14 protein-coding genes are annotated in these 12,394 nt (G+C 48.6%); 7 read left to right on the forward strand and 7 right to left on the reverse strand.

Annotated features, from left to right (window positions below; genetic code table 11):
* Positions 1 to 7 precede the first annotated feature (7 nt).
* Both ACYVIC_RS18085 and ACYVIC_RS18090 read right to left on the reverse strand, forming a co-directional pair.
* Positions 8 to 1,114, reverse strand: a complete 1,107-nt coding sequence (locus ACYVIC_RS18085) for a PQQ-dependent sugar dehydrogenase (protein ID WP_460862195.1) — start codon at positions 1,112 to 1,114, stop codon at positions 8 to 10.
* The gene (locus tag ACYVIC_RS18090) at positions 1,107 to 1,553 is read right to left on the reverse strand and encodes a hypothetical protein (RefSeq protein ID WP_460862196.1); all 447 of its coding nucleotides are present in this window, start codon (positions 1,551 to 1,553) and stop codon (positions 1,107 to 1,109) included. Before ACYVIC_RS18090 ends, ACYVIC_RS18085 begins: the two co-directional genes overlap by 8 nt.
* A 190-nt stretch (positions 1,554 to 1,743) precedes the next feature.
* Here ACYVIC_RS18090 and hemH point away from each other — a divergent pair, with 190 nt between their 5' ends.
* Together hemH and ACYVIC_RS18100 are read left to right on the forward strand one after the other, a co-directional pair.
* Positions 1,744 to 2,829 carry a ferrochelatase gene (gene hemH, locus ACYVIC_RS18095; RefSeq protein ID WP_460862656.1) on the forward strand — a complete coding sequence of 362 codons (1,086 nt, stop codon included), beginning with the start codon at positions 1,744 to 1,746 and terminating at the stop codon, positions 2,827 to 2,829.
* A gap of 9 nt (positions 2,830 to 2,838) precedes the next feature.
* Positions 2,839 to 5,898, forward strand: a complete 3,060-nt coding sequence (locus ACYVIC_RS18100) for a transglycosylase domain-containing protein (RefSeq protein WP_460862198.1) — start codon at positions 2,839 to 2,841, stop codon at positions 5,896 to 5,898.
* Positions 5,899 to 6,004: 106 nt separating this feature from the next.
* Here the strand turns inward: ACYVIC_RS18100 and ACYVIC_RS18105 are convergent, their stop codons facing one another.
* On the reverse strand, positions 6,005 to 6,592 hold the full coding sequence (locus ACYVIC_RS18105) for an HAD family hydrolase (RefSeq protein WP_460862200.1): 588 nt from the start codon (positions 6,590 to 6,592) through the stop codon (positions 6,005 to 6,007).
* Between the two features lie 155 nt (positions 6,593 to 6,747).
* On the opposite strand from ACYVIC_RS18105, the gene ACYVIC_RS18110 reads away from it, so the two are divergent.
* Both ACYVIC_RS18110 and ACYVIC_RS18115 read left to right on the forward strand, forming a co-directional pair.
* Positions 6,748 to 7,161, forward strand: coding sequence for a YccF domain-containing protein (locus ACYVIC_RS18110; protein WP_460862202.1), 414 nt, complete (start codon positions 6,748 to 6,750; stop codon positions 7,159 to 7,161).
* Positions 7,162 to 7,197: 36 nt separating this feature from the next.
* Complete coding sequence (locus ACYVIC_RS18115; RefSeq protein ID WP_460862204.1) at positions 7,198 to 7,536, forward strand: MGMT family protein; 339 nt, start codon at positions 7,198 to 7,200, stop codon at positions 7,534 to 7,536.
* Here the strand turns inward: ACYVIC_RS18115 and ACYVIC_RS18120 are convergent.
* On the reverse strand, positions 7,533 to 7,823 hold the full coding sequence (locus ACYVIC_RS18120; RefSeq protein ID WP_460862205.1) for a hypothetical protein: 291 nt from the start codon (positions 7,821 to 7,823) through the stop codon (positions 7,533 to 7,535). The genes ACYVIC_RS18115 and ACYVIC_RS18120 overlap by 4 nt on opposite strands.
* Positions 7,820 to 8,341 (reverse strand): hypothetical protein, encoded by a 522-nt coding sequence (locus tag ACYVIC_RS18125; protein ID WP_460862207.1) that lies wholly within the window; start codon positions 8,339 to 8,341, stop codon positions 7,820 to 7,822. Before ACYVIC_RS18125 ends, ACYVIC_RS18120 begins: the two co-directional genes overlap by 4 nt.
* A 423-nt stretch (positions 8,342 to 8,764) precedes the next feature.
* Here ACYVIC_RS18125 and ACYVIC_RS18130 point away from each other — a divergent pair, with 423 nt between their 5' ends.
* Positions 8,765 to 9,349, forward strand: a complete 585-nt coding sequence (locus ACYVIC_RS18130; protein WP_460862209.1) for an acyl carrier protein phosphodiesterase — start codon at positions 8,765 to 8,767, stop codon at positions 9,347 to 9,349.
* A 150-nt stretch (positions 9,350 to 9,499) separates the two neighbouring features.
* Positions 9,500 to 10,201: a YebC/PmpR family DNA-binding transcriptional regulator gene (locus ACYVIC_RS18135; protein ID WP_460862212.1), complete on the forward strand. Its 702-nt coding sequence runs from the start codon at positions 9,500 to 9,502 to the stop codon at positions 10,199 to 10,201.
* 58 nt (positions 10,202 to 10,259) lie between these two features.
* Here ACYVIC_RS18135 and ACYVIC_RS18140 read toward each other — a convergent pair whose 3' ends face one another.
* The gene (locus tag ACYVIC_RS18140) at positions 10,260 to 10,640 is read right to left on the reverse strand and encodes a cytochrome b562 (RefSeq protein WP_460862213.1); all 381 of its coding nucleotides are present in this window, start codon (positions 10,638 to 10,640) and stop codon (positions 10,260 to 10,262) included.
* 104 nt (positions 10,641 to 10,744) lie between these two features.
* Entirely contained in the window at positions 10,745 to 10,942 is a 198-nt protein-coding gene (locus ACYVIC_RS18145) for a CsbD family protein (RefSeq protein ID WP_335736568.1), read from the reverse strand.
* Positions 10,943 to 11,166: 224 nt separating this feature from the next.
* Between ACYVIC_RS18145 and ACYVIC_RS18150 the strand changes: the two genes are divergently transcribed.
* On the forward strand, positions 11,167 to 12,363 hold the full coding sequence (locus ACYVIC_RS18150; RefSeq protein ID WP_460862216.1) for a dipeptidase: 1,197 nt from the start codon (positions 11,167 to 11,169) through the stop codon (positions 12,361 to 12,363).
* Positions 12,364 to 12,394 lie beyond the last annotated feature (31 nt).

The following is a 12,394-nucleotide window of genomic DNA, read 5'->3' on the forward strand; positions in this document are numbered from 1 at the left end:
TTGTCGCTTAGTTTGCCGGCGTCACCTTAATCAACTGGCCATTATCACTGTCGGTAAGCAAATATAAAGCGCCGTCCGGCCCGCTACGCACATCACGAATACGTTGCTCCAGCTCACTAAACAGCACCTGTTCACTTACTACCTTATGGTTTTCTATTTGCAGCCGGCGCACACTTTTCGCAGCCAGTGCCGCAACAAACATATTGCCTTGCCAATCCGGAAACAGCTGACCGCGGTATAGCGTCATGCCGGCCGGAGCGATAGATGGCGTCCAACCCCAAACCGCATCCTGCATGTTACTAAAAGTGGTAAAAGGAGAAATACGTGCACCGGTATAATCAATGCCGTAAGTTGCTACCGGCCAACCATAATTGTTTCCCGCAGTAATAATATTTAACTCATCGCCACCGCGCGGGCCATGCTCGTGGCTATACAGCGTTTGGCTTGGCGCATCATAAAAAATACCCTGCACGTTGCGATGGCCCAGGCTGAATATTTCAGCGGCGTAGCCGGCTTTGCCGACAAAGGGATTGTCCTGCGGTGCTGAACCATCGGCATTTAAACGCACAATTTTGCCCAAATGATTGGCTGGGTTTTGTGCCTGCTCACGGTAGTCAAAACCATCACCCAGGGTTAATACCAGGCTGTTGTCCGGTAAAAACGCAATACGGCCACCAAAGTGTGCTGCACCGCTTTTCAAAGGCTTCGCCTGAAAGATACGCTTTATATCACTCAGGCCAATGTCAGTAAGCACGGCGCTGGCAAGACAGGTGTTGTTGGCCGCCAGCGTACCGCAAGCATAACTAAGCACCACACCGGCGTTTTGCGCAAAATCCGGCATCAACGCAATATCCTGTAAGCCCGCTTGCGACGCCTGCATTAATCCCGGCAATGCAGGTTTGATATTGAAACGCTCACCGCCATCACCTGACAGACGCCTTAAGCTGCCGCCGCGCTCGGTCAGCAGCATATCGCCATCAGGTAAAAACACCAGTGCCCAGGGGTATTGCAGTTGATTGTGCAGTACAGTGAACTGATAGGGTTGCGCTTTATCTGCCAGCACCTCAGATGGCAGGCTTAACACGACCAACAGCAACAACATTTGCTTAACCATGCATGTCTCTCCTTTGAACTAACACGACATAACATAACGCGCCGGCACTGCTGCACAGTAACATACTGATAAGGCCAGCAGTGCTGCGGGTGGCTGCAATTAAGGTTGGCATCGGGGCTATAGCATTTATCAGCTGCAACATCAGGTATAGCAACGCAGCGCCAATCATTGCTGATAGCCAGTAGCGCTGCATTACCGGCAATACATACAATACCAGCGCCACTGCTGACAGATTAATCAGCGCTATTGGGGCATAGGTCAAACTAAAATGGCGTAAATCAAACCAGATTGTTGCCAATATAGCGCTGGGGCTAATGCCACCACTAAGTGGCGCAATTGCTGAGAGATTAAACGCGCTTTGTGTGATGCACGCCAGCACCGTTGTTAATACCAGCGCCGGCAACAACGCCGACAACCGGTTGCTGAATGTCACTGCCATTGTGTTACTCCTTTCAATCCTGGCATCAGGCTAACGCCTGCAGACAGGTACAACAAGATTAATTTTGCTGCCGGCTAACTTATACGCTGCAGAAACTGCTAAGATCGGCTCAGGCTTTAAATCAGGTAAACTGACTACGCTGCAAAAGCGTAATGTCATTTCCTCCAGCAAGAAGAGCAGCCATTCCGTTATGCGTTATATCAATACCTCCAACTTCGACCATCAGCAAAGCGACAAAATCGGCATCCTGTTAACCAATCTTGGCACACCGGATGAACCCACCCCCAAGGCGCTGAAGCGTTATTTAAAGCAGTTTTTATCCGATCCCAGGGTGGTAGAAGTGCCGCGTTTGCTATGGTGGCTTATCTTAAACGGCGTTATTTTGCAGTTTCGGCCACGTCGCTCTGCTAAGGCTTATGCCACGGTGTTTACTGAACAGGGTTCACCGTTATTATTTCACACACAAGCGCAACGTGATGCCGTTGCGGCAAAATTGCAGCAAGATGGCCTGAACGATGTGGTGGTTGAGTTTGCTATGCGCTACGGCAACCCCAGCTTTGATAGCGTACTGGATAAAATGTTTGCCCAGGGCGTACGCAAATTGGTGGTATTACCGCTGTACCCGCAGTATTCCGCGTCAACGTCTGCATCAACTTTTGATGAGCTGGCACGTAACTTTATGCGCCGGCGCTGGTTGCCGGATTTGCGCTTTGTGTCGCATTATCCCGATTACGCCCCCTTTATTAGCGCTGCCGCCGACAAAATCCGCAGTCACTGGCAACAGCATGGTCAGGCCGACAAACTGATTTTGTCCTATCACGGTATTCCCAAACGTTATTTACTTAACGGCGACCCTTATCACTGCGAGTGTTATAAAACCTCGCGTTTAATCGCTGAGCAGTTGGGGCTGAATAAAGACCAGTATATGACCACCTTTCAATCCCGTTTTGGCCGCGAAGAATGGTTAAAGCCTTACACAGACGAAACATTAAAAGCACTGCCAAAGCAGGGTGTTAGCAGTGTGCAAATTTTCTGCCCGGGTTTTTCTGCGGATTGCCTGGAAACCATTGAAGAAATTGGCGAAGAAAACAAAGAGTACTTTTTGCACGCGGGTGGCAAACGCTATGAATACATCAGCGCATTAAATGCCGAACCGCAACATATCGATGCTCTGTGTCAACTGATTAAAGATAACTTACACGGCTGGTCTGTTGCTAAAGATAGCCTGCGCGGACAGCGCGCCGACGAACTTAACAGCGCAAAATACGGAGACTAATGCGTTTGTATGAATGCAGAGCGCGGCAGCACCCACAGAACTGAGCCGACATTAAATGCCAAACCACTACTGCAAAGGATGCGGTTTGATAATGTGCGCGAAGCTCCCTATGTTGCACCGTCACAGCCCCCGGTGCGATATCTGCGCTGGTTATTGTTATTGCTGGCAATACTGCTGGCTGTTGCTCTTTATCAGGAAAGCCGCAACCACTTTTATCAGTCGGCATTTTGGCATTGGTATGCCGGCAAACTCACTTATTCGGTAAAACCAGGTGCCTCGACTGAGATCACCTTTCCGGGCGAAGGCCCGTTTGACAAGCGTTTTGGTTACAGCTCATTGCCGCAATGGGGCAACAATCTGCAACAACAAGGCTTTGTGCTAAGTGCACAGAGCCGCTTTTCTTCCGAGCTACAGCGCTATAGCCGTTACGGTTTCTATCCACCTTATCAGGAAAAAAATCAACCGGGTTTAACCGTGCTGGGCTGCCAACAAGACACACTATATCATGCACGCTTTCCCGGATATCAATTTGCCGCGACACAACAGGTGGCGCCAGCTATTGTTGCTGCATTACTTTTTGTAGAAGATCGCAGCCTGCTTACGCCAGTGCACCCAAACGCCAACCCGGTATTAAACCTGCCCAGATTAGGAGCTGCGGTATGGTCACAGCTGCAGCGTGCAGCAGGCATTCCTGCAGCCGCAGCAGGTGGCAGTACTTTGGCAACTCAGCTGGAAAAATACCGCCATACTTCGCATGGCTTTACCTTCGATACCAGAGATAAGTTCCATCAACTGGTATCCGCCAGTGTTCGTACTTATGCTGAGTCGACAAACACCTTAGCAAGCAGACAGCGTATAGTGCTCGATTACCTGAATTCGGTGCCACTGGCGGCGACTGCAGGCCATGGCGAGGTACATGGGTTGGGAGATGGCCTGCAGGCTTGGTTTGGTGCCGACCCCAGCGTAGTTAATAGTCTGTTATGGCAAGGGCCGCCATATACCAACCAGCAAGCATTAGCGCTGCGTCAGGTGATCGCGCTGATTATAGCCCAGCGCCGGCCGTCCTATTATTTAGTGCAAGGGAGACGGGAGCTGGAACAGTTAACCTCGTCTTATCTGGCTTTGATGCAACAACAAGGCATTCTTGATAAACAACTGGCAACGTTGGCACTGCAGCAACAGCTGCAATTTAACACCCAAGCCGTTATCACCAATGTCACTGACTATGATTTTAAAGCCAGTACCATGGCACGCAGCCGGCTTGCAGCCCTGTTGCAACAAAGCTTATATCAACTAGACCGGCTGGATTTAACCGCTCACACCACTATTGATTCAAAGTTACAGCGCGCTGTCAGCCAACACTTGCAACAGCTTGCTGACTATGACACAGCCGCCGCTGCCGGCTTGTTTGCTGAACGTTTACTTAAACCCGGCCAACAAGACCAGGTGCGTTACAGCTTTACTTTGTACCAGAGCACTGTGCTGGGCAATAAAGTGCGGTTACAAACTGACAACTCCGACTTGCCGTTTGACTTCAATGACGCCAGTAAACTAGAGCTAGGCTCCACCGCCAAATTGCGCGTATTGGTAAGCTACCTGGAAATTATTGCTGAGCTGCATCGCCTGTATGCCGCAGAACCTGCTGATAGCCTGCAGTTTCTGGACATAGCACCGCAAGACCATTTGACAGCCTGGGCGGTGCAATATTTGACGGACCAGCCCGGCAGTGATCTGAGTGCTATGCTACTGGCCGCAGTGCAACGACGTTACAGTGCCAACCCGAAAGAAAGTTTTTTTACCGGCGGTGGTTTACACACCTTCAGTAATTTTAATAAAGACGAAGACAAGCTGAATCCGACCATAGCAGAAGCGCTGCAGCTTTCCATTAATCTGCCATTTGTACGCCTGTTGCAGGATATGGTGAATTACAGTATTTATCACGGCGAAAACAGCAGTTATCAATTACTGAAAGATGATGATAACCCGCAACGGGAGCAATATTTACGTCGCTTTGCTGACCGCGAAGGCACCACCTATTTACGCCGTTTTTGGCAAAAATATCAGACAAAAACAGCACAGCAGCAACTGGATATTTTTATCCAAAGTAGCCGTCAAACGCCAGACCGACTAGCTGCAGCATACCTGTATATTCACCCCGACAGTACTTTGCCACAATTTGGTGACTTTATGCAGGAACAGTTTGGCAGTAATAACGACTGGCAGAACTTGTATAGTAAGTACCAGCCGGACGCGTTCAACTTGCCGGACCTCGCCTATTTATCACGCAGTCATCCGCTCGAGCTATGGTTGCTGGCCTACTTACAACAGCAACCTGAAGCCACATTGGCCGATGCTATAGCAGCTAGTGCGCAACAACGGCAGGAAATTTATCAATGGCTGTTTAAAACCCGCTTTCGTAGTGCGCGGGATAACCGCATTCGTACCATGCTGGAAATAGAAGCTTTTTGGGATCTGCATCAGCGTTGGCAACGCCTCGGCTATCCATTTGAGTATCTGGTGCCGTCTTTGGCAACAGCACTTGGTAGTTCAGGTGACAGACCTGCGGCGTTGGCTGAACTGGTGGGCATTATTCTGAATAACGGTAAGCAGCAGCCAACCATGCGTGTTGAAGGCTTAGATTTTGCTGTTGATACCCCCTATGAAAGCCGCTTTACCAGACCGCAAGCCCGGGCAGTACAGCGCATAGACACTGAGGTGGCAAAGACAGTACGACAACTTCTACAGCAAGTGGTAAACGATGGCACAGCACGCCGTTTACAGCAAGGCTTTAGCTACACCATGGCGCAAGGGGGTAAAACAGGCACCGGCGATAACAGGCTGGTACAACTCAATGCCCGCGGTCAGCAAGTAAGCTCTAAAGCACTTAACCGCACTGCTACCTATGTGTTTTATTTGGGTGCGGCTCATTTTGGCGTACTAACAGCCTATGTGGCAGATGACACAGCAGACCAATTCAGCTTTACCTCTGCACTACCGTTACAGGTACTAAACAGCATGGCGCCTATATTACTGCCGTATATTGAGCACTCATCCGCCGGTTGCAACTAACCGGCAACCACTTTATTGCGGCCCAGATGTTTAGCCCGCTACAGCACCACAACAAGAACTACAGAGGCAAGCTTATTGAATAACTAATGGACACGACAACTGTTTTTTATCGCCGCAAAGCTTCTGCCAATTCATCAAAATGGTTGAATACCCAGTCAGCCTGCGGCGCAAAATGCCGGTTATGCTCATTAAGATATAAGCAAGACACCATGCCGGCATTTGCAGCCGTTTCAATATCATAGATATAGTCACCGACATAAATCATCTGTTCTACCGGTAATTGCAATTTATCCGCCAATAACAGCAAGCCGGCAGGGTCTGGCTTGGCCGCACAGTCTTCTCTGGTTAGCACATGCTCTATCGGCATATTTAATCGTTGCATAGTCAGGCTGGTGGCTTCACGCATATTGCGGGTTAGCAATGCCAGCGGCATATCAGCGGCGCGCAGAGTTTGCAAACACTGCTCTGCCCCTGGCATCCAGGTTGCTTTCGCTGCGCCATTTAACTCGTGTTGGCGGATAATATTGTCAGCCCTGCTAAACTGCAGTGGGTCATCCAGTAGCGCCAACTGCTCTAACAACGGCGTACCGGCCGGCCAGCCTATGTCGCGGCAGATCGCCGTAAAATCCAGAGCTGAATCGACCAGAGTGCCGTCCATATCAAATATTACGGCCTTAATATGTTGTAGCTGCAAGGTAAAACTCCTGTATTTGTTAGTCATTTTTGCCATAAATTAGCGTTATAATCATTAGCCAACCACACCACAATCTTAACCAATTGATTTTAAACACCATTTATATGGCTTAATTCCTGCTTGGTAACGGCTAGCATTGAAAATGAGGACTAAAAATGAGTGTGTTCAGATTAATATTTAATATACTGTGGTTTGTTCTGGGTGGTTTTGTCATGGGTTTACTTTGGTGGCTGGTTGGCCTGTTATGCTTTATTAGCATTGTGGGTATTCCGTTTGGCCGCAGTTGTTTTGTTATTGGTGAAATGGCGTTTTGGCCCTTCGGTCAGGATGCAGTAAACCGGCGTTACATTAACCGTTATGATGATATCGGTACCGGCACTTTAGGTACCCTTGGTAATATTGTTTGGTTTTTACTGTTCGGTATTTGGCTGGCACTGGGACATCTGGGCCATGCAATAGTGTGTTTTATCAGTATTATCGGCATTCCGTTTGGCATACAACATCTTAAACTGGCATTACTCAGCCTGGCGCCGGTTGGTAAAACGGTTGTTGGTCGCCATGCTATTTAAGCTGACACACTATAATCACTAAACCCGGAGTTCGTTTTGGCTGCAGATAATTACCAACGTATATGGCAAACTGTGCTACTTATCCCCAGTGGCAAAGTAGCCAGTTACGGCCAGATTGCCGATTTAGCCGGCTTGCCGGGCAGAGCAAGGTTAGTCGGCAAAGCGCTGGGATACGCGCCAGCAGAGTTGGCCGTGCCATGGCACAGAGTGCTGCGCAGTGACCGCAGCCTGGCGTTTCCGGCTGGCAGCACTGTGGCGTTGCAGCAACGGCAATTATTACTGGCAGAAGGCGTAGTACTGAAGAAAAACAGAGTGGACAATGCGGCACTTTGGCAGCCAAACCTGGCAGAGCTGCTGTTTAAACTGCAATATTAAACCCGTGTTAAACGGCGCTTAGCCCTTAACAAGGCTTCCTGCTCAAACTCTTCCATATATTCTGCCAGGTCACCTTTCCATTGTTCGTCAGCCTGCTCAGATGCATCTTTAACCAAGCCAACTTCCAGTTGGTCGCGGCGTACCAACAACTGATGCGCGCGGCTGTGCATTTCCAATTCAACTTCAGCCTGGATCTGGCTGATAGACCTTAAAATACTGAGCTTCCTGTAGGCTATAAAAGCAAGAAAATTAATCAGAACTATTGTAAATAATAGAATAATACTCATAAAGCAGAACTTGCGTTTACATAGCGTTGACTGAGCTTAATCTGATATATCAAGCCAATTACTACTACACAAACTTGAGCGATATTAAGTGATGGAATACCGTAACGGTATATTTGTAGAAAGACTTCAGTATCGAAAATAAAACGGTCAATAAATCTTGCAGTCTGTAAGGTAGCAAATGTCAGAAAAAACATACCTGTCAAATTAGCGACAAAGCTTACATTCTGTTTAAGTAAATAATGAAATTTATAGAGCAAAAACACTGCAACCATATCGATAAGCGCAAAACTTGCATACCATGTGAACTTAGAAACTATGCCCGGCTGACTTGAAAGTTGATATAGCATTGGAGATAGGGATGTCATAGTCCCATTGGCGACACTAAGAACGACCAATGTTATCACAAAAGACGACACTTTTCGCTGAAACAACATTACCAAAACCAGCAAAACAAAGTACGCGATAAATATTATTTTATCTAATGAGAATAATACAGCATCAATTTCCGACCAATTCATAAGCGGCTCTCTTTGCAACTATTTTGGAGGCTCAATGCCAGCTCCGTTGCCAGGCGTTTCTGCCTGTGTACTGCTCAAAGAAGTAGCGTCAGCTTCGCTTAGATTCTCTTGTTGCAATAACGCTCGCGCACGCTCACTGATCTGTACAGAATCACCTGCCGGCACAGGTGCCGTTGCTGCTTGATTATTTTGCTGTTTCAATGATGCTGTAACCGGCCTTTCCTGAGTATACAGCTGAGCAGTATTATTGTTTATAGTACCTACAGACATCATCTACCTCTTGTGCTTGGTTTTAATCTTGTTTCATACTAGGCAGACTACCTGGCAAATTCCAGTGTATCAGCCCTAAATAAGCTGACAAATATTTGATATTTTTTGCAAACCAGCAACCTGACACCCTGAACCCGCAGTAAAAAGGACAGCGTGAACTATTTAGCCCATGCCGCTTTGGCACAACCTAATCTGCACTCTGTTACCGGAAATTTACTCGGCGACTTTTGTAACGGTATTGCCGTTGACACTTTGCACCCCAAAATACATGCCGGTTTAATGAATCATCGCGCGGTTGACCGTTTTACTGATCAACACCCTGCAGTGCGCTGCGCTAAGCAACTGTTTTCAGACCAGCGCCGCCGTTTTGCCGGTATTGCTTTAGATGTATTGTTTGATCACTTTTTAATTGCCCATTGGCCGCAGTTTTATCAGCAGCCGTTTGCTGACTACAAAAAACAGCTTTACCAGCAACTGGCTGAAGCGCAGCATCTGATGCCAGCGCCCATGGCAGCCACAATGCTTAGTGTGCGCAGCGATGATTGGTTTGGTCGCTATCAACACTTGCCACAATTAGGCATGGCGTTAGATCGAATTGCCAGCCGTATCCGTTTTACCAATCAGTTCAGTGGCATACTAGGTGAAATACAGCTGCATTATACTGTGCTGGAACAAGGCTTTTTGCAGCTGTATCCAGATCTGTGCCAACATATTACAGAATTAGCGCTGGAAAACTGACGGTTTATTGCTGCAAGTGCATACCAGCAGAAGCCAGTTCATCTGCCTATTCAACGCTAATTTCTACCGGCTTTAGTTGCGTTAAAAGCCTGCAATTGGCTAGACTACCGCCCTGTTCGTTTTGATAGCCAAAAATACAGGAGCGCAACTATGGGCGCACAATGGAAAGCCAAACATAAAATGGATGCGGCCAACGCCAAAGGTCGTATTTTCACCAAGCTGGCAAAAGAGATAGCCGTCGCCGCCCGCAATGGCGCAGACCCGGATATGAACGCTAAATTACGCTCGGCAATTGATGCAGCTAAAAAAGCCTCTATGCCAAAAGACACGCTGGAACGCGCTATTAAAAAAGGCGCCGGTTTACTGGACGGCCCGGCCAACTACGAAACCGTAGTATACGAAGGCTTTGCACCACACCAGGTGCCGGTAATAGTGGAATGCTTAACCGACAATAAAAACCGTAGCGCCATGAGTATCCGCCAGCTGTTTCGTAAAGGCCAGCTGGCAACATCTGGCGCCGTTTCCTGGGATTTTAAACATCTGGGCCAGATTGAAGCAGAACCGGAAAGTGCAGACGCCGATATGGAACTGGCAGCAATTGAAGCCGGCGCGCAGGATTTCGAAGCCGGTGACGATAACGAAGTGGTGTTTTTAACTGAAGCAACCGATTTAGACCTGGTTGCCAAAGCGCTGCCGGAGTTTGGTTATAAAGTACTAACCGCTAAGCTGGTGTACCGAGCGAATAACCCGGTAGCACTGGACGAAACGCAACGCGCTGAAGTAGAAGCTTTTTTAGATGCCATTGATGCCGACGACGACGTACAAAACGTTTACGTTGGTTTAGCCGGCTAAGCTCTGCTCTCAATTAGCTGCTAAAAGCCATCCGCCGGATGGCTTTTTTATTAGTCTGTTAACCAAATAACAACTGCCAGAAGCTCACTTTGCGTTGTTTATGGTACTCTTTACGCAGTGCCTCTACCTGGCGTAAATGCTGTTGCGCTGTCGCCACATCATCTCGCTGCGCTGCCGCTTTAGCCGCGACCAATTCAGTGTGAACTTTCACCAAGCCCTGGCGAAACTGCTCAGCTTTATCGTCCGCAAACGGCCCCTGTTGCGCTTGCAGCGTCAGTATTATCAGCTCGTCCAGCACGGGTAATAACTGGCTACTGTTCGACATTTCAATCGCTTGTTTAAACTGAAACCCCATATTCTTCATGGTTTGTTCCAGATCTACCGCAGCATTAACCGCCACAGTGCAAAATAAGCACAGGCTTAAAACAAAATTACGCATATAAACAACTCTGCAAAAATAAGGCGGGCAGTGTAGCGGAAAATTGCCAGGCAGGCAGCAAAGAGCTGCCCGGCCGGCAAAATAATATCCAATCGTCGCAGCTGTCAGTAGCGGCTGAAAAAATCCTCTACCTGCGACATAGCGTCTTCCCGGTCCAGGCCATAACGTTCCTGAATAATATCGGCTAACTCATCAAAGTTACCCCGGGTTTGCTCCAGCTCGTCGTAGCTAATTTTATCCCACTGCAGTTTGGCTCTGGCGCGCATTTCGCCCCAGTTGCCTTCGTAGTATTTGTAGCTCATGCGATTACTCCTCGCCTCTAAGTAACACGCTACAGCCGGTACCGTTTGCTCAACATTACAGCCCGGCTACCTGACAGGCGGCTACCTGACAGGCGGCTGCCTGCCGGACTAAGTGTAGCCGTTGCCTCAACCAAGCGCATATATTAACCAACTGGTCTGACAGCTCTTGCTGTAAACAGCTGAAGCTGGTTATATAAGGTCCTGACCTGACAAGAGAAGCTAACATGCATAAACAATCCGCGCTTGCACTTAGCCTGCTTTGCGCCGCTACTTTAAGCGCCTGCAGCAGCAATACGACACCACTTAGCAGCGCACAGCAGGCACAACAACTGGCGCAACAACACGTTATTATCGATACCCATATAGATGTGCCATACCGGCTACATAAAGACTGGGAAGACGTAACAGTGGCGACCAAGCGTGGCGAATTTGATTATCCACGTGCCCAAAGCGGCGGCTTAAATGCGCCTTTTATGTCTATTTATATTCCGGCATCGCACGAGCGTACCGGCGGTGGTTACCAGTTAGCAAATCAGCTAATTGATAGTATGGAAGCTCTGGTTGGCCGGGCAACGGATAAATTTGCCATGGCCTACAGCACCCAAGATGTGCTCGACCAGTTTGGCAGCGGCAAAGTGTCACTGGCGCTGGGCATGGAAAACGGCACACCAATAGAGGGTAAACTGGAAAATCTGCAACACTTTTACCAGCGCGGTATCCGCTACATTACCTTGTCGCACTCTGAAAGCAACCATATTGCAGACTCAAGCTACGACTTGCGTCGGCGCTGGAATGGCTTAAGCCCATTCGGCAAAGAGCTGGTGGTGGCGATGAACAATATCGGCATGATGATTGATATCTCACATGTGTCAGATGCCGCTTTTTATCAAACGGTTGCGCTGAGTAAGGTACCGGTTATTGCCTCACATTCATCACTGCGCAGCTACACCCCCGGTTTTGAGCGCAATATGGATGACGACATGATTAAAGCGCTGGCGAAAAACGGCGGTGTGGTGCAAATTAACTTTGGTTCATCTTTTGTTACCATGATGGCCAACCAATACGGCGCCCTGCGTAAAGCCGCAGCAAAACAAGCTGGCGTAGCGGATGACGCCGCATTTGAACTGGAGTTTCGCAAGAAAAACCCCTACCCCTTTGCAACCTTAGACACCGTACTGGACCATATTGATCATGTGGTAAAACTGGTGGGTATTGACTACGTAGGTATCGGCTCAGACTACGACGGCGTGGGTGATTCACTGCCGGTAGGCTTAAAGGACGTTGCCAGCTATCCGAATTTAATTGAAGGCTTGTTGCAGCGAGGCTACAGCGAGGCCGATATCGTAAAAATCCTGTCCGGTAACTTACTACGTGTCTGGCGTGAAGTAGAGCAATACGCGGCGCAACATGCTGCAGGGTAATAAAAGCTAACGCAATAACAGCGCGGCGCAA

This window comes from Rheinheimera gaetbuli (assembly GCF_054781935.1).